Source organism: Streptomyces sp. SID5469, assembly GCF_009862865.1.
GTDB lineage: Bacteria > Actinomycetota > Actinomycetes > Streptomycetales > Streptomycetaceae > Streptomyces > Streptomyces avermitilis.
Map to the genome: position 1 here is coordinate 3,464,035 of NZ_WWIN01000001.1, position 16,316 is coordinate 3,480,350.

Genomic DNA, 16,316 nt, shown 5'->3' on the forward strand with positions numbered 1-16,316 from the left:
ATGCCGCGCACTCCCGCCTCCCGCCGCACGGCCCACCGGCTCGCGGCGGACGCCGGCCTGCTCGTCGTGGCGGCGGCCTTCGCGCTCCCCCTGGCCTGGGTGGTGCTGTCCTCGCTGGACGCGCACGCCGGACTCGAGGTGAAGGTGCCGGACGGCCTGACACTGGACAACTTCGACGCGGTCCTCAAGCCGGACATCACCTTCACGCCACTGCTCAACAGCCTGATCCTGTGCGGCGGGGCGACGCTCCTGACGGTGGCGTGCGCGGCGCTCGCGGCCTACCCGCTGTCGCGGTTCCGGTCGCGGCTCAACAGGCCGTTCCTGCTGACGATCCTGTTCGCGACGAGTCTGCCGATCACGGCGGTGATGGTTCCGGTGTACGCGCTGTTCGTACAGGTGAATCTGATCGACACCCTCCAGGGGACGATCTTCTTCTTCGCGGCCTCTCAACTCCCCTTCGCCATCTGGCTGATGAAGAACTTCATGGACGGAGTGCCGAAGGAACTGGAGGAGGCGGCGTGGACGGACGGAGCGTCGTCGTTCCAGTCGCTGATCCGGGTCGTGCTGCCCCTGATGGGGCCGGGCGTGGCGGTGGTGACGGTCTTCGCGTTCGTGATGATGTGGGGCAACTTCTTCGTGCCGTTCATGCTGCTGCTCACGCCGGACCAGATGCCGGCGTCGGTGAGCATCAACGACTTCTTCGGGAATCGGGGGACGGTGGTGTACGGGCAGCTGGCGGCGTTCTCCGTCATCTACTCGACGCCGGTGATCCTGCTGTACGTGCTGGTCGCACGGCGGTTGGGCGGGGGATTCGCGCTGGGCGGGGCGGTCAAGGGGTGACGGGACGGGAGTGACGGGGCGCTCGGGTGACTCGGCGGACACGAGCCCGGATGCCGGTGCGGTCGTACGGCTCACACGGGTTGCCGGGGCCGGGGCGGGCTGCGCAGACGTCCGGATCGCGCCGGACGTTCTCCCTCCTTGACAGGTCCGATCGCCGCGTTGATCATGACGTACTCGCCCTCGATGTCGACCCGCACCGGCGACGCCCGCGGCACCCCGCCGGCGCCCGGCGGCAGAGGCCGGGGGCGCGGAGCCGCTCGCGAATATGCCCCTCTACCTTGCCGTTCCCCCGCCCACGCCCCCTCCAGGCGTCCACTCCGGCCACCCGCGGAAACCGTTCCGCCCCGCCTCACACGGGCGACAAGTCGGCCCCCGGCCAGCCGGCCCCGGCGGCCGAAACCGTATGTTCCTACAATCAGTGATTGTGGCCGAACAGACCGTAGTCACCGCAGTCCGGCGCCCATAGCTTGTGCGCGTGCACCCACCGCAGGCCCACCAGCCCACCCCGCCCTTCAACGCCCTCGCCGCCCGCAGACTGCGCTCGGCTCTCGGCATGGGGCCCGAGCATGTCGCGTACGGCATGCGTGCGTCGTACGGGCTTCCCTACGTCACTCCCGATCTCGTCGTCGCCTGGGAGCGCGGGATCACCGCGCCGAGTTCCCCCGAACTCACCGCGCTCGCGGGGGTGCTGTGGTGCTCGCCGGGCGAACTCATCGGCGCGCCGCGGACGTTGCGCGAGCACCGGGTCGCGCACGGTCTCGCCGCCGAGGACGTCGCGCGGGCCGTCGGGCTCGAACTCCTCGTGTATCAGCGGATGGAGGAGACCGACGAGTGGCGCGGCAACGAGCGGCAGTCGTCCGCACTCGCCGATCTGCTCGAACTCTCGCTGCCCGACTTCATCACGGTGACCGGACGCGACGCGAAGCTGGCGGAGCTGCTGCGCAGCGCGGTCACGACGCGCTGGCAGGCGTATGTGCGGCCGGTCGGCAAGATGGTGCCCCTGGACCGGCGCCTGCTGGAGGACGCGCTCCAGGAGCTGCACCACGCCTATCAGGGGCAGATGGTCGCCACCCTCAGCTGGGGCGGCGGCGGCCCGGCCGCCGACGAGGCCGGCGACGCGGGCCGCGACTTCCTCGACCGGATCGTGGAGAACTTCTGGTCGACGGTCCAGCGGAGCACGTATTGAGGTGACCTACGGAGGTCGGCGCACCTACCGGGGCACAGGGATCTAGAAGACCGACTCCGCCTCGTCCATCCGGTCCTTCGGCACCGTCTTCAGCTCCGTGACCGCCTCCGCCAGCGGCACCATCTGGACGTCCGTGCCGCGCAGCGCCGTCATCCTGCCGAAGTCCCCGCGGTGCGCGGCCTCGACCGCGTGCCAGCCGAAGCGGGTCGCGAGCACCCGGTCGTACGCGGTCGGCGTGCCGCCGCGCTGGATGTGGCCGAGAATGACCGGCTTGGCCTCCTTGCCGAGGCGGTGCTCCAGCTCGGCCGCGAGGGCCGTGCCGATGCCCTGGAAGCGCTCGTGGCCGAACTGGTCGATCGCGCCGTGGCTGTAGTCCATGCTGCCCACGACGGGGTGCGCGCCCTCGGCGACGCAGAGGACGGCGAACTTCTTCCCTCGGGCGAAGCGCTCCTCGACCATCTTCACCAGGTGGGCGGGGTCGAAGGGGCGCTCCGGCAGGCAGATGCCGTGGGCGCCGGCGGCCATGCCGGACTCCAGGGCGATCCAGCCCGCGTGGCGGCCCATGACCTCGACGACCATCACGCGCTGGTGGGACTCGGCGGTCGTCTTGAGGCGGTCCATCGCCTCCGTGGCGACGCCCACGGCCGTGTCGAAGCCGAAGGTGCGGTCCGTGGCGGAGATGTCGTTGTCGATCGTCTTCGGGACGCCGACGACCGGCAGGCCCGCGTCCGAGAGCATGCGGGCGGCGGTCAGGGTGCCTTCGCCGCCGATGGGGATCAGCGCGTCGATGCCGAACTCGCGGGCCATGTCCTGCGCGTTCTCGCAGGCCTCACGCAGGCGGTCGCGCTGGAGCCGGGAGGAGCCGAGGATGGTGCCGCCGCGGGCGAGGATGCCGCTGACCGCGTTGAGGTCGAGGGCGCGGTAGCGGCCGTCGAGCAGGCCCGCGTAGCCGTCCTCGAAGCCGATGACCTCGTCGCCGTACATCGTGACCGCTCGGTGCACGACCGACCGGATCACTGCGTTCAGGCCTGGGCAGTCGCCGCCTGCGGTGAGTACTCCGATACGCATCGTGCTGTGTCTCCTGCTCGCTGTTGACACCGGTGAGCCAGTCCGATTGTTTCACGCCTCACAGGTGGTCGCCGCTCCCACCTGTTGACGGGCGCCTTATCCACCCGCAGAGGTACTGTCAAGGGGGTTCCACCCGGCACGGCGGGTGATTTTCGCGGCCTCGAGCCCCTCACACGAAACGGAACGGAGAGCACGCGTGACGCGCAGCGTGTACGTGACCGGAATCGACCGCGGCGACGGCCGCCAGGTCGTCGAGCTGGGGGTCATGGAGCTTCTGACCCGCCAGGTCGACCGGGTGGGGGTGTTCCGCCCGCTTGTGCACGACGGTCCCGACCGCCTCTTCGAGCTGCTGCGCGCCCGCTACCGGCTCGCCCAGGACCCGGCGACCGTGTACGGCATGGACTATCACGAGGCGTCCGCGCTCCAGGCCGAGCAGGGGACCGACGAGCTGATGTCCACGCTGGTCGACCGGTTTCATCTGGTCGCGCGCGACTACGACGTCGTCCTCGTCCTCGGCACGGACTTCGCCGACACCCAGTTCCCCGACGAGCTGGCCCTCAACGCCCGCCTCGCGAACGAGTTCGGCGCGGCCGTGATCCCCGTGGTCGGCGGGCGCGGGCAGACCGCCGAGTCGGTGCGCGCCGAGACCCGTAACGCCTACCGCGCGTACGAGGGGCTCGGCTGCGACGTCCTCGCCATGGTGGTGAACCGGGTGGCCCGAGAGGACCGCGAGGAACTGGCCGCACGGCTCGATTCCCTTCTCGCCGTGCCCTGTTACGTACTCCCGGACGAGCCGGCGCTCTCCGCGCCGACGGTCGCGCAGATCACGCACGCCCTGGGCGGCAAGGTGCTCCTCGGCGACGACTCGGGGCTCGCCCGGGACGCCCTCGACTTCGTGTTCGGCGGTGCGATGCTGCCGAACTTCCTCAACGCGCTGACCCCGGGGTGTCTGGTGGTCACCCCGGGCGACCGCGCCGACCTGGTGGTGGGCGCGCTCGCCGCGCACAGCGCGGGCACCCCGCCGATAGCCGGTGTGCTGCTCACCCTCGACGAGCGGCCCAGCGACGAGGTCCTCACCCTGGCCGCCCGGCTCGCGCCCGGCACCCCGGTGGTCTCGGTGGCCGGCACCAGCTTCCCCACCGCGGCCGAACTGTTCTCCCTGGAGGGGAAGCTGAACGCGGCGACGCCCCGCAAGGCGGAGACCGCACTCGGCCTGTTCGAGCGGTACGTCGACACCGGCGACCTGCTGAAGCGGGTGTCCGCCCCGAGCAGTGACCGGCTCACGCCGATGATGTTCGAGCACAAGCTCCTGGAGCAGGCCCGCTCCGACAAGCGGCGCGTCGTGCTGCCCGAGGGCACCGAGACGCGCGTCCTGCACGCCGCCGAGGTGCTGCTGCGCCGGGGCGTGTGCGATCTGACGCTGCTCGGCCCGGTCGACCAGATCCGCAAGAAGGCCGCCGACCTGGGCATCGATCTGGGCGGCTCCCAGCTGATCGACCCGGTGACCTCACAGCTGCGGGACTCCTTCGCCGAGAAGTACGCCCAGCTCCGGGCCCACAAGGGGGTCTCGGTGGAGCTGGCCTACGACGTCGTCGCCGACGTCAACTACTTCGGGACGCTGATGGTGCAGGAGGGGCTCGCCGACGGCATGGTGTCGGGCTCCGTGCACTCCACGGCCGCCACCATCCGGCCCGCGTTCGAGATCATCAAGACCAAGCCGGACACGAAGATCGTGTCGTCCGTCTTCTTCATGTGCCTCGCCGACAAGGTGCTGGTGTACGGCGACTGCGCGGTCAACCCCGACCCGAACGCCGAGCAGCTGTGCGACATCGCCGTCCAGTCGGCCGCCACCGCCCGGCAGTTCGGGGTGGAGCCGCGGATCGCGATGCTGTCGTACTCGACGGGTACGTCCGGTTCGGGCGCCGACGTCGACAAGGTGCGCGAGGCGACGGAACTGGTCCGGCTGCGCCGCGACGACCTGAAGATCGAGGGACCGATCCAGTACGACGCCGCCGTCGAGCCGTCCGTCGCGGCGACCAAGCTGCCGGGCTCGGACGTCGCCGGGCAGGCGTCCGTGCTGATCTTCCCGGACCTCAACACCGGCAACAACACCTACAAGGCCGTGCAGCGCTCGGCCGGCGCGATCGCCGTCGGCCCGGTCATGCAGGGTCTGCGCAAGCCCGTCAACGACCTGTCCCGCGGCGCCCTCGTGCAGGACATCGTGAACACCGTCGCCATCACCGCGATCCAGGCCCAGTCCCCCCACGAGAAGGCGACCGCCCAGTGAGCCCGACCCGCGTCCTCGTCCTCAACTCCGGCTCCTCGTCGGTGAAGTACCAGCTGCTCGACATGCGGGACAGCAGCCGGCTGGCCGTGGGTCTGGTCGAGCGCATCGGTGAGGGGACCTCCCGGCTGAAGCACACGCCGCTCACCACGGGTGTCTCCCGGGAGCTGACCAGCCCGGTCGCCGACCACGCGGCCGCCCTCAAGACCGTCGCCGAGGAGCTGGCGAAGGACGGGCTCGGCCTGGACTCCCCCGAGCTGGCGGCGATCGGCCACCGCGTGGTGCACGGCGGCAGGTCCTTCACCGAGCCGACCGTCATCGACGACGACGTCCTCGCCGAGATCGAGCGGCTGATCCCCGTGGCGCCGCTGCACAACCCGGCCAACCTCACCGGCATCCGCACCGCCATGGCGCTGCGCCCGGACCTCCCCCAGGTCGCCGTCTTCGACACCGCCTTCCACACGACGATGCCGGAGTCGGCGGCGCGCTACGCGATCGACGTGAAGACGGCCGACGAGCACCGCGTCCGGCGCTACGGCTTCCACGGCACCTCGCACGCGTATGTGTCCCGGGCGACCGCGAAGCTCCTGGGCAGGGCGCCGAAGGACGTGAACCTGATCGTGCTGCACCTGGGCAACGGCGCCTCCGCGTCGGCCGTGCGCGGTGGGCGCTGCGTGGACACCTCCATGGGGCTGACCCCCTTGGAGGGGCTGGTGATGGGTACGCGCTCCGGTGACATGGATCCGGCCGTCATCTTCCATTTGATGCGGGTCGGCGGAATGTCCACGGACGAGGTCGACACTCTGCTCAACACGAAGAGCGGTCTGATCGGCCTGTGCGGCGACAACGACATGCGGGAGATCCGCCGCCGTGTCGACGAGGGCGACGAGCAGGCGGCGCTCGCCTTCGACATCTACATTCACCGACTGAAGAAGTACATAGGCGCCTACTACGCGGTCCTCGGCCGGGTGGACGCGGTCGCGTTCACGGCCGGGGTCGGCGAGAACGCGGCCCCGGTGCGCGCGGCCGCGATCGCGGGCCTGGAGGAACTGGGGCTGGTGGTCGACAGCGAGCGCAACGCCGTACGGAGCGACGAGCCGCGGATCGTCTCGCCCGAGGACGCGCGGGTCGCGGTCGCGGTGGTGCCGACCGACGAGGAACTGGAGATCGCCCAGCAGACGTACGCCCTCGTGGGCACGGCGCACCACCTCACCTGAGCGGCACCGCGCCCCTTTGTATCTTCCACCAGACGGAATATTCCGTAGCGAAACAAACCGATAGGATCGCCCTATGCGCCGTTCGAAAATCGTCTGTACTCTCGGCCCCGCGGTCGACTCCCACGAGCAGCTCGTCACGCTGATCGAGGCCGGCATGAACGTGGCCCGCTTCAACTTCAGCCACGGCACGCACGCCGAGCACCAGGGCCGGTACGACCGGGTCCGGGCCGCGGCCGCCGAGACCGGCAAGGCCATCGGTGTCCTCGCGGACCTCCAGGGCCCGAAGATCCGGCTGGAGACCTTCGCCGAGGGTCCCGTCGAGCTGGTGCGCGGTGACGAGTTCATCATCACCACCGAGGACGTGCCGGGCGACAAGCACATCTGCGGCACGACGTACAAGGGCCTGCCCGGGGACGTCTCCAAGGGCGACCAGATCCTCATCAACGACGGCAACGTCGAGCTGCGGGTCGTCGAGGTCGACGGGCCGCGGGTCAAGACGGTCGTCATCGAGGGCGGCGTGATCTCCGACCACAAGGGCATCAACCTGCCCGGCGCGGCCGTGAACGTGCCCGCGCTGTCCGACAAGGACATCGAGGACCTGCGCTTCGCCCTGAAGATGGGCTGCGACCTGGTCGCGCTGTCCTTCGTGCGCGACGCGAGCGACGTGAAGGACGTCCACAAGGTGATGGACGAGGAGGGCCGCCGGGTCCCCGTCATCGCCAAGGTGGAGAAGCCGCAGGCGGTGGAGAACATGGAGGCCGTCGTCGCGGCCTTCGACGGCGTGATGGTGGCGCGCGGCGACCTGGCCGTCGAGTACCCGCTCGAGAAGGTCCCGATGGTGCAGAAGCGCCTCGTGGAGCTGTGCCGCCGCAACGCCAAGCCGGTGATCGTCGCGACCCAGATGATGGAGTCGATGATCACCAACTCCCGCCCGACGCGCGCCGAGGCGTCCGACGTGGCCAACGCGATCCTCGACGGCGCGGACGCGGTGATGCTGTCCGCCGAGTCGTCGGTCGGCGCCTACCCGATCGAGACGGTCAAGACGATGTCGAAGATCGTCACGGCGGCGGAGGAAGAGCTGCTGTCGAAGGGCCTGCAGCCGCTGGTCCCCGGCAAGAAGCCCCGTACGCAGGGTGGTTCGGTCGCCCGCGCGGCCTGCGAGATCGCCGACTTCCTGGGCGGCAAGGGCCTGGTGGCCTTCACCAAGTCGGGCGACACCGCCCGTCGGCTCTCCCGCTATCGCGCGGCCCAGCCGATCCTGGCCTTCACCACGGACGAGGGCACGCGCAACCAGCTCGCACTGAGCTGGGGCGTCGAGTCCCACGTCGTGCCGTTCGTGAACAGCACCGACGAGATGGTCGACCTGGTCGACTCCGAGCTGCAGAACCTGAAGCGGTTCAACGACGGCGACGTCGTCGTGATGACCGCCGGCTCGCCCCCCGGCGTCCCGGGCACGACGAACATGGTGCGAGTGCACCACCTGGGCGAGGGCAAGCGCGCCTGACCCGACCTGTGTACGCGCTGGAGGGCGCCCCCTGCGTGCGGGGGGCGCCCTTCGGCGTTTCACTTCGACCATGCTCCGCCGCGCCGCGAACGCCGCCGCACAGAGCTGTGGCCGGGTTCCTCGCGGTCCTGCGAGGAACCCGGCCACAGCTCTTGATGCGGCTCCCGGACGGGTCGGTGGGCGGCGTCAGCCGGTGATGTACTGGTGGAGCCCCGGCACGTGCAGCGTTCCGCCGAACTGGCCGGCCTGGATGACCGTCACTTTGGTGAAGTAGATCAGCGGGATGTTCAGCGGCGGGGGGTTCTCCGGGTCGAACGTGACCGGGATCAGGCCGAACAGATTGCCGGAGATGCTCTCCGTGTACATGATCGTCTTGCCGTCACTGATGGTGGACTTCGTGCCCTCGCCCGCCTGGACGTGGTAGGTCTTGCCGCCGTCGCCGACGACGAGCTGGTGCAGGTCACCGATCTCGGTGCCCTGGGAGATCACGTACTTCAGGACCTTTTTGACCTTGCCGCCGGCCGTGCGCACCTTGACGACGCCCTGGTAGTCGGCACCCTCGAGCTTCAGCGAACTGGCCTTGAGCGTCCAGGGGTCGTCGGGCAGGTTGATGCTGTTGTCGATACCGCCCTGGTCGTCGGTGGCGGCCTTGCAGTCCTTCGGGTCCGTGGTGGAGCTCGCGGACGCCGACGGGCTGGGGGTGGCCGAGGAAGTGGCCTCGTCGGCCGCTTCCTTCGCCTTCTCCGTGGCGTCCTCGGCCGCCTTCGACGCCGTGTTCGTCGCGTCCTGCGCGGTGTCCTTGACCGTGTCGGTGACCTTGTCGGTCGTGTCCTTGACGGTGTCGGAGGTGTCCTTGCTCGCGCTCGCCGAGGCGGAGGCCGTCGGGGTGGGGGTGGCGCTCGCCGACGGGCTGTCGGGGGTGAGGACGTCCTTGATCGCGTCGCCGATTTCCTCGAGCACGTTGCCGCTGCTCTCGGACGCCGACGGGGTCGCCGTGGACGTGTCGCCGCCCGACGACTTGTCCGACGTACCGGCGGAAGACGAGGACGCGGACGCGGACGCGGACGGCGTGGGCTCGGCCTTGTCGTCGGAACCTGAATCCGACGAAGAGGTCTTGTCCGAGGACGCGGAGGCCGAGGGGCTCGGCTCCGCCGAGTCGCCCTTGTCCGACGCGTCGTCGGACGCGGAGGCGGACGGTGACGGCGTGGCCGACGCGGACGCGCCGTCCTCCAGGGCGGCGACGCAGTTCTTGTACTCGTCGGCCAACTCGCTCTTGGACAACGGCTGGTCGTCCGCCTGGGCGAGCGTCGGCGTGAACCCCATGCCCATGAGGACCGCCGTCGGCATCGCCGCGATGGCTATCGCCTTGCCGGCAGGCATGTGGAACCTGGTGAACAGCGGCTTCCTGGGGGCCGCGTGGCGCGGTCCCGATCTCACCTGCGCCAGGGCCGAAGAGCTCTCGCCATGGACCTCATCAGCCGACACGGTACCCCCCGTTGGAGTCCTCGGCCCCGGCGCCGTGCACGGGGTCCGGCAAAGGGTGTGGCTCACCGGGCCCACCGGCGGCGTTCTCCGGAGCCGTTCCCGCCCCGCCGTCGCCCGCGGGGTCCTGGCTCGCGGCACGCCGCCCGGCGTCCGCTGCCGGCTTGCCCGGCGCCCAGGAAGCGGACAGAGCGCCGCCGATCAGCGCGAACAGGAAGCCCAGGATGAAGCCACCGATGTTGGAGACCACGAGGGACACCAGAGCGAGGACGATCGCGGCGACGCCGGCGAAGATGCGCGTGGCCTGCTGGAACCACATGGTCAGGCCCAGCGTGAACAGCAGGACGCCGATGATGAGGGAGCCCGCACCCGCCGTGGTCGCCATCGCGATCGACATCGTGCCCAGCTTGAGGGTGGCGTACGGGAAATAGGCGATCGGCACCCCGCCGAGCATGGTGAAAAGGCCCGCCCAGAACGGCCGACTGCCCCGCCAGTCACGGAATCGCAGACGCAGCCGGGTGAAGCTCCCGGCGCTCTGGACCGAAGTCTCGGCACTCATGGAAAACAGCTCCCTGGGTCCGGTGGAAGTACGTACCGGCTCGGCCGTAGGCGTGGAGAAGCCGGAAGATCTGAGTCTGTGAGAGTGCCCGACGCAAAGCGCCGGGCGGGGCGGCGTTCGGGGCGGAGAAGCGACGGCTTCCCCGCCCCCCTGGCCAGCTCAGCTGTCCAAGGACGCCCCTACGGCGCAAGCCGTCAGAAGCACTCCATCTTGGAGTCGGTACCGAGACGCATCTTCAGGCCGCTGAGCTTGAAGGTGCCGGCGGTGGTCGCCCACGCCGTCTGCTCGACGCCGTAGAGGTCGGCGGACTCCGCCTGCTGGGCGAAGCCGCCCGGCAGCGCGTTTTCGCCGCTCTTCACGGCAGGACCCCTGGTCTTGTCCTTGACCGCCACACCGATGTCGATGTTCTTGAACGTCGCGTCGGCGTCAAGCTGGGCGACATCGATGTAGAGCTTCTCGGCCTCGACCTTGTGCTTGTCGTCCGGCCCCGCGTCCAGACGGAGGTAGATCGTCTTCCCTATGAGGGGGATCTCCGTCTTGACCGACTGGCACATCTTCGTGATCTCGGCCGTGTCGAACGACGAAATCGCGACCGGACGGACCGTCTTGGTCTTTCCGTCGGTCGACGTGTAGCCACTGTCGATACCGCCGTACTGGGCGAAGCCATCACCGTGCAGATGATCGGCACTGACCTTGAACTCCTGGCCGGAAACGCTGAACGACGCGGCCAGCGCACCCTGCGCAAGCCCGACACCAACGCAAGCAGCCGCTGCGACGCTGGGCACCATGACCACAGCGAAGCGCTTCCATCTGGTCCCGCCACGCACCTGGGACTCCATATTTCCTCCTTCTCGGACGTACATCTCCTGGCCCTGGCTGCCTCCTGACGGCGGCTCAACCGGGCAGGGATGGGAGAAGTGCTACGTCCTCGGGAAGGAGAGCGCAGGTACTCGGAGGCACGTACTGCGCCCGAATCACCGGCGATCACCCCCGAGCGACAACCACTGGTCGCGCCTGACACACATCACGCACAACCTGCCGGACAGGCTCCACCGGACGGCGGAGACCCCCCTGTCCAGGAGCCGGCGCCACTGGCCGCCGTCTCCTGCTCGGTGGGGACCCAGGAAAACCCGTTGACCCGGCTGGCTGGCGGGGTACGGCAATGGACCGAGCGTCGCCGATCGTGGTCCATTCTCGCCGCCCCCGCAAGGGGGTTCGTTACTCGCTAGTAACGGGCGGATAACCGAACAACGACCCGCAGATATCGGCCGACAACTCTGGGTGGCGCAAAGGGAGCTGACAGATACGTTGAAGTATGGACAGAATCCGACAGATCCCCGCCCGTGACTTACTCCAAGTAACAGCGGCCGCGATTACCAAGATTTGGTAAAACGCGACCGCACTGTCACTTCGGCAGCAGAATTTTCACTCGGCCACCATGACTCCCAGCGTTTAGCGACTGGTCAGAACAACGCCCGGGCCAGCGCCCGGCGGGCCGCCGTCACCCGGGGATCATCGGCGCCGACGACCTCGAAGAGCTCAAGAAGCCGCAGCCGTACGGCGTCCCGGTCGTCGCCCGCGGTGCGCTGCACCGTCTGGATCAGCCGCCCGAACGCGTCGTCGACATGCCCGCCCACCAGGTCCAGGTCGGCGGCCGCGATCTGCGCCTGCGCATCGCCGGGCTTCTCGGCGGCCTCCACGCGGACCCGCTGCGGGTCCGCGTCCTGCACCCGCTGCAACAACTCGGCCTGGGCGAGGCCCAGCCTGGCCTCCGTGTTGCCCGGATCGTCGCTCAGGACGTTCTTGTACGCCTGCACCGCGCCGCCGAAGTCGCCCGCGTCCAGGGCCTGTACGGCGGCTTCGAGCAGCGCGTCGTAGGGGCCGGCCGGAATCGGCGGGGCCTCCTGGGCGGCACCCGGCTCGGCGTCGGTGGCGACGGTCAGCCCGGTGAGCCCGAAGCGCTGCTCCGCGACCTCGACGAGCTGGTCGAGTGTGCCGCGGATCTGCTGCTCGCCCGCCGCACCCTGGAAGAGGGGCAGCGCCTGCCCGGCGACGACCGCGAACACGGCCGGAATCCCCTGGACGCCGAACTGCTGCATCAGCATCTGGTTCGCGTCGACGTCGATCTTGGCGAGGACGAACCGTCCGTTGTACTCGACGGCCAGCCGCTCCAGGACCGGGCTCAACTGCTTACAGGGCTCGCACCACTCGGCCCAGAAGTCGATGACGACCGGGACCTCGGTGGACCGCTGCAGGACATCGCGCTCAAAACCCGCCTCGTCTACGTCGATGACGAGGCTCGATGGAGGCACAGCAGAGACGGCTGTACCCCCGCCGCCCTGCCTGGCCGCTTCGGCGCGCGCCTGCTCCGCCTTCGCCTTGGCCTCCTGGGCCGCCTTCACCGCGGCGAGGTCGACGACTCCGCTCATGGACATGTTCCGTGGCTGCATGAGTACATCCTCCCCCTTCCGCGCCCGCGTGTGAAAAGCGTTGTGAAAGCCAGACTTGGCACATGATGATCGGCGCCGGGTCCCCACCTGGCGCCAGTGGTCGTCGCTCGCGTGCGAGTCACCGCGCACGAGCTTTCGCTACGAGTCGTAGCGTAACTGTCCCCGGGGGCCCGTGTGACCCACCCCCCGGTGATCTCCCTCACCACTTCACACGATCGCCGGATATGGTCGCCGACATGCAGTGCCGCACCTCCGCCCCCCGTACGGGGCGTCCACGCAGCGCCGCCGCGGACGCCGCGATCCTGGCGGCGACGCGGGAGGCGCTGGTCGAACTCGGCTGGTCGAAGCTCACCCTCGGAGACGTGGCGACCCGCGCCGGGGTTGCAAAGACGACGCTCTATCGCCGCTGGGCGGGCAAGAACGAGCTCGTGGTGGACGCCGTGGCCGAACTCTTCGACGAGCTGGAACTGCCCGATCTGGGCAGCCTGGCCGCGGACATCGAGGGAGTCGTCCTTCAGTTCGCGGCGATCCTGGCCCGCCCGGAGGCGCGGAGCGGGCTGATGGCGGCCGTCGCCGAGTCGACGCGCGACGACGCCCTGCGCGAGCGGATCCGCGCCTCGATCGTCGACCGCCAGAAACGGCTCGTCCTGGCCGGCCGGTCCCGCGCCCAGGCCCGCGGGGAGCTGCCGCCCGAGGAGGACGCACAGGAGGCGGCCCGCACCGTGGACCTGATCTTCGACATGGTGGCGGGTGCGGTGGTCCACCGCACCCTGGTGAGCGCGGAGCCGGTGGACGCGGCCTGGGCCCAGTCCTTCACCCGGATCCTGCTGCTGGGGCTCGCCGGGGCGTCAGCCGGCCCGCACGGCGCCTGAGGACGACGCCGTACGGGCCGTAGCGCGGTGCGGGGCCGCACACAGGGCCCGCACCGGGCGCCTGAACGTCTGACACCTGACTTCTGACGCCTGACTTGTGGCGCCTGACTTGTGGCGCCTGACTTGTGACGCCTGACTTCTGGCGCCCGACTTGTGGCGCCTCAGAAACCGGCGGGCTCCGTGTAGACCCCCCACTCCTCCCGGAGGACATCGCAGATCTCGCCCAGCGTGGCCTCCGCGCGGACCGCGTCCAGCATCGGGGCGATCATGTTCGACCCGTCGCGCGCGGCGGCGAGCATCGCGTCCAGGGCCGCGGTTACGGCCGTGTCGTCGCGCCCCGACTTCCGCTCGCCCAGCACCCGCACCTGCTCGCGCTCCACCTCGTGGCTGACGCGCAGGATCTCCAGGTCGCCCGTCACGGACCCGTGGTGGACGTTGACGCCGACGACCCGCTTGTCGCCCTTCTCCAGCGCCTGCTGGTACTGGAAGGCCGACTCGGCGATCTCCCCGGTGAACCAGCCGTCCTCGATGCCGCGCAGGATGCCGGAGGTGATGGGCCCGATCGGGTGCCGCCCGTCCGGGTGGGCCCGCAGCCCGCGCTCCCTGATCTGTTCGAAGATCTTCTCGGCGTCGGCCTCGATCCGGTCGGTCAGCTGCTCCACGTACCAGGAACCGCCCAGCGGATCGGCCACGTTGGCGACGCCCGTCTCCTCCATCAGCACCTGCTGGGTGCGCAGGGCGATCTCGGCCGCCTGCTCGGACGGCAGGGCGAGGGTCTCGTCGAGGGCGTTGGTGTGCAGCGAGTTCGTCCCGCCGAGCACCGCGGCGAGGGCCTCCACGGCCGTCCGTACGACGTTGTTGTACGGCTGCTGCGCGGTGAGCGAGACGCCCGCGGTCTGGGTGTGGAAGCGCAGCCACTGCGCCTTCTCCGACTTCGCCCCGTACACGTCCCGCAGCCAGCGCGCCCAGATGCGCCGCGCCGCACGGAACTTGGCGATCTCCTCGAAGAAGTCGACGTGCGCGTCGAAGAAGAAGGAGAGCCCGGGCGCGAACACGTCCACGTCCAGGCCGCGGCTCAGCCCCAGCTCCACGTATCCGAAACCGTCGGCGAGGGTGTACGCCAGCTCCTGGGCGGCCGTGGCACCGGCCTCCCGGATGTGGTACCCGGAGACGGACAGCGGCTTGTACGCGGGGATCTTCGAGGCGCAGTGCTCCATCAGGTCGCCGATGAGCCGCAGATGGGGCTCGGGCTGGAAGAGCCACTCCTTCTGCGCGATGTACTCCTTGAAGATGTCGGTCTGGAGGGTGCCGTTGAGGACGGAGGGGTCGACGCCCTGCCGCTCGGCCGCGACCAGGTACATGCAGAAGACGGGCACGGCGGGCCCGCTGATCGTCATCGACGTCGTCACGTCACCCAGCGGGATGTCCTTGAACAGGACCTCCATGTCGGCCGCCGAGTCGATCGCGACCCCGCAGTGCCCGACCTCGCCGAGCGCGCGGCGGTCGTCGGAGTCGCGCCCCATGAGCGTCGGCATGTCGAAGGCCACGGACAGCCCACCGCCGCCGTTGGCGAGGATCTTCTTGTAGCGCTCGTTGGTCTGCTCGGCGTTGCCGAACCCGGCGAACTGCCGGATGGTCCAGGTCCGGCCCCGGTAGCCGGTCGGATACAGACCGCGCGTGAAGGGGTACTCACCCGGCCAGCCGATCCGCTCGAAACCCTCGTACGCGTCCCCGGGCCGGGGCCCGTACGCCGGCTCCACGGGATCGCCGGAGAGCGTGGTGAAATCGGCCTCGCGCTTGCGTGAGGCGTCGTAGCGGGCCTGCCAGCGTCGGCGGCCTTCCTCGATGGCGTCAGCGTCCATACCCACGAATTTACTAGGACGTCCTAGTAAATGTCGATGGGGGACCGCCGTACGTGTACCCGTACGGCGGTGGCTACTAGGCCTTCGCGACCGCGGGAGCGTCGTCCGCGACCCTCGGCTCCAGCTCGCGGGAGATCCTGCGCTCCACGAAGAACGCGGCCGTCGGGATCGTGCCCGCCAGCAGCACCCACAGCTGCTTGGCGACCGGCCACTTCGCCTTGGCGCCCAGGTCGAAGGCGAAAACGAGGTAGACGACGTAGAGCCATCCGTGGGCGATGGCCACGACCCGGGTGAAGTCGGCGGCGCCGTCGACGTCGAAGCCGTACTTGGCGATCATGCTGAGACACAGCAGGACCAGCAGCACGCCGGTGACGTAGGCCAGGACGCGGTAGCGGGTCAGCACGCTCTTTTTCATGCGTACGAGCGTAACCGCCGGTTTGGGCCGATCTTGCGCCGCCCCCGAGGACGTACGGCGGTGTCCTACTCCTCGTCGAAGTCGTGCGCGGCGATGCGCAGCGGGCGCAGCATCGCGAAGATCTCCGCGCACTCCTCCCCGTCGTAGGCACCGAGCCCGAAGTCCATCGCCATCAGGTCGCGGGTCGCCGCGTCGCAGACCTCGCGGCCCTTGTCGGTGATCGAGGCGAGGGTTCCGCGCCCGTCGTTCGGGTTGGGGCGCTTGTCGACGAGCCCGGACGTCACCAGCCGGTCCACGGTGTTGGTGACGGACGTCGGGTGCACCATCAACCGCTCGCCGATCTTGGACATCGGCAGCTCGCCCGCCTTGGAGAAGGTGAGCAGCACCAGCGCCTCGTACCGCGCGAAGGTCAGCCCGTACGGCTTGACGACCGCGTCGACCTCCGCCAGCAGAATCTGGTGCGCGCGCATGATCGAGGTGATCGCGGCCATGGACGGCACGTTTCCCCAGCGCTGCTTCCAGTGTTCGTCGGCGCGCGCGATGGGATCGAAGGCGAGACTGAGGGGCTTCGGCACGG

Annotated in this window: 14 protein-coding genes; 6 read left to right on the top strand and 8 right to left on the bottom strand. The window is 69.6% G+C overall.

Going from position 1 to position 16,316, the window contains the following annotated elements; translation table 11 throughout:
• The gene (locus tag GTY58_RS14745) at window positions 1-840 is read left to right on the top strand and encodes a carbohydrate ABC transporter permease (RefSeq protein ID WP_010984252.1); all 840 of its coding nucleotides are present in this window, start codon (window positions 1-3) and stop codon (window positions 838-840) included.
• 553 nt (window positions 841-1,393) lie between these two features.
• Window positions 1,394-2,026, top strand: coding sequence for a hypothetical protein (locus tag GTY58_RS14750; protein WP_037651570.1), 633 nt, complete (start codon window positions 1,394-1,396; stop codon window positions 2,024-2,026).
• Window positions 2,027-2,068: 42 nt separating this feature from the next.
• Here GTY58_RS14750 and GTY58_RS14755 read toward each other — a convergent pair whose 3' ends face one another.
• Window positions 2,069-3,094 carry an ATP-dependent 6-phosphofructokinase gene (locus tag GTY58_RS14755; protein WP_010984254.1) on the bottom strand — a complete coding sequence of 342 codons (1,026 nt, stop codon included), beginning with the start codon at window positions 3,092-3,094 and terminating at the stop codon, window positions 2,069-2,071.
• Window positions 3,095-3,290: 196 nt separating this feature from the next.
• Between GTY58_RS14755 and pta the strand changes: the two genes are divergently transcribed.
• The 3 genes from pta (at window position 3,291) to pyk (ending at window position 8,099) form a co-directional block, all read left to right on the top strand.
• Window positions 3,291-5,381: a phosphate acetyltransferase gene (gene pta, locus GTY58_RS14760; protein ID WP_010984255.1), complete on the top strand. Its 2,091-nt coding sequence runs from the start codon at window positions 3,291-3,293 to the stop codon at window positions 5,379-5,381.
• A complete protein-coding gene (locus GTY58_RS14765) occupies window positions 5,378-6,595 on the top strand; it encodes an acetate kinase (RefSeq protein ID WP_010984256.1) in 1,218 nt (405 codons plus the stop codon). The genes pta and GTY58_RS14765 overlap by 4 nt, the downstream gene beginning before the upstream one ends.
• Window positions 6,596-6,668: 73 nt before the next feature.
• Window positions 6,669-8,099: a pyruvate kinase gene (gene pyk / locus GTY58_RS14770; protein ID WP_010984257.1), complete on the top strand. Its 1,431-nt coding sequence runs from the start codon at window positions 6,669-6,671 to the stop codon at window positions 8,097-8,099.
• A 186-nt stretch (window positions 8,100-8,285) separates the two neighbouring features.
• On the opposite strand, the gene GTY58_RS14775 is transcribed toward pyk, so the two are convergent.
• The 4 genes from GTY58_RS14775 to GTY58_RS14790 all read right to left on the bottom strand — a co-directional run bounded on the left by GTY58_RS14775 (window position 8,286) and on the right by GTY58_RS14790 (window position 12,590).
• On the bottom strand, window positions 8,286-9,479 hold the full coding sequence (locus GTY58_RS14775; protein ID WP_237528792.1) for a hypothetical protein: 1,194 nt from the start codon (window positions 9,477-9,479) through the stop codon (window positions 8,286-8,288).
• 94 nt (window positions 9,480-9,573) lie between these two features.
• Window positions 9,574-10,140, bottom strand: a complete 567-nt coding sequence (locus GTY58_RS14780) for a DUF6114 domain-containing protein (RefSeq protein WP_010984259.1) — start codon at window positions 10,138-10,140, stop codon at window positions 9,574-9,576.
• A 194-nt stretch (window positions 10,141-10,334) separates the two neighbouring features.
• Entirely contained in the window at window positions 10,335-10,979 is a 645-nt protein-coding gene (locus tag GTY58_RS14785; RefSeq protein ID WP_010984260.1) for a DUF6230 family protein, read from the bottom strand.
• Window positions 10,980-11,603: 624 nt separating this feature from the next.
• Window positions 11,604-12,590 (bottom strand): tetratricopeptide repeat protein, encoded by a 987-nt coding sequence (locus GTY58_RS14790; RefSeq protein WP_010984262.1) that lies wholly within the window; start codon window positions 12,588-12,590, stop codon window positions 11,604-11,606.
• Window positions 12,591-12,826: 236 nt separating this feature from the next.
• On the opposite strand from GTY58_RS14790, the gene GTY58_RS14795 reads away from it, so the two are divergent.
• Window positions 12,827-13,462: a TetR/AcrR family transcriptional regulator gene (locus GTY58_RS14795; RefSeq protein ID WP_010984263.1), complete on the top strand. Its 636-nt coding sequence runs from the start codon at window positions 12,827-12,829 to the stop codon at window positions 13,460-13,462.
• 161 nt (window positions 13,463-13,623) lie between these two features.
• Here GTY58_RS14795 and GTY58_RS14800 read toward each other — a convergent pair whose 3' ends face one another.
• From GTY58_RS14800 to GTY58_RS14810, 3 genes are all read right to left on the bottom strand, one after another.
• Entirely contained in the window at window positions 13,624-15,324 is a 1,701-nt protein-coding gene (locus GTY58_RS14800; protein ID WP_010984264.1) for a methylmalonyl-CoA mutase family protein, read from the bottom strand.
• A gap of 76 nt (window positions 15,325-15,400) precedes the next feature.
• Window positions 15,401-15,739, bottom strand: coding sequence for a DUF3817 domain-containing protein (locus GTY58_RS14805; protein WP_010984265.1), 339 nt, complete (start codon window positions 15,737-15,739; stop codon window positions 15,401-15,403).
• A gap of 65 nt (window positions 15,740-15,804) precedes the next feature.
• Window positions 15,805-16,314: a MarR family transcriptional regulator gene (locus GTY58_RS14810; RefSeq protein ID WP_037651531.1), complete on the bottom strand. Its 510-nt coding sequence runs from the start codon at window positions 16,312-16,314 to the stop codon at window positions 15,805-15,807.
• Window positions 16,315-16,316 lie beyond the last annotated feature (2 nt).

Bases quoted from the DNA above. Each gene is read 5' to 3' on its own strand.
- GTY58_RS14745 (WP_010984252.1), top strand. From the start codon at position 1: ATGCCGCGCACTCCCGCCTCCCGCCGCACGGCCCACCGGCTCGCGGCG.
- GTY58_RS14750 (WP_037651570.1), top strand. From the start codon at position 1,394: ATGGGGCCCGAGCATGTCGCGTACGGCATGCGTGCGTCGTACGGGCTT.
- GTY58_RS14755 (WP_010984254.1), bottom strand. From the start codon at position 3,094: ATGCGTATCGGAGTACTCACCGCAGGCGGCGACTGCCCAGGCCTGAAC.
- pyk (WP_010984257.1), top strand. From the start codon at position 6,669: ATGCGCCGTTCGAAAATCGTCTGTACTCTCGGCCCCGCGGTCGACTCC.
- GTY58_RS14775 (WP_237528792.1), bottom strand. From the start codon at position 9,479: ATGCCTGCCGGCAAGGCGATAGCCATCGCGGCGATGCCGACGGCGGTC.
- GTY58_RS14780 (WP_010984259.1), bottom strand. From the start codon at position 10,140: ATGAGTGCCGAGACTTCGGTCCAGAGCGCCGGGAGCTTCACCCGGCTG.
- GTY58_RS14785 (WP_010984260.1), bottom strand. From the start codon at position 10,979: ATGGAGTCCCAGGTGCGTGGCGGGACCAGATGGAAGCGCTTCGCTGTG.
- GTY58_RS14790 (WP_010984262.1), bottom strand. From the start codon at position 12,590: ATGCAGCCACGGAACATGTCCATGAGCGGAGTCGTCGACCTCGCCGCG.
- GTY58_RS14795 (WP_010984263.1), top strand. From the start codon at position 12,827: ATGCAGTGCCGCACCTCCGCCCCCCGTACGGGGCGTCCACGCAGCGCC.
- GTY58_RS14800 (WP_010984264.1), bottom strand. From the start codon at position 15,324: ATGGACGCTGACGCCATCGAGGAAGGCCGCCGACGCTGGCAGGCCCGC.
- GTY58_RS14805 (WP_010984265.1), bottom strand. From the start codon at position 15,739: ATGAAAAAGAGCGTGCTGACCCGCTACCGCGTCCTGGCCTACGTCACC.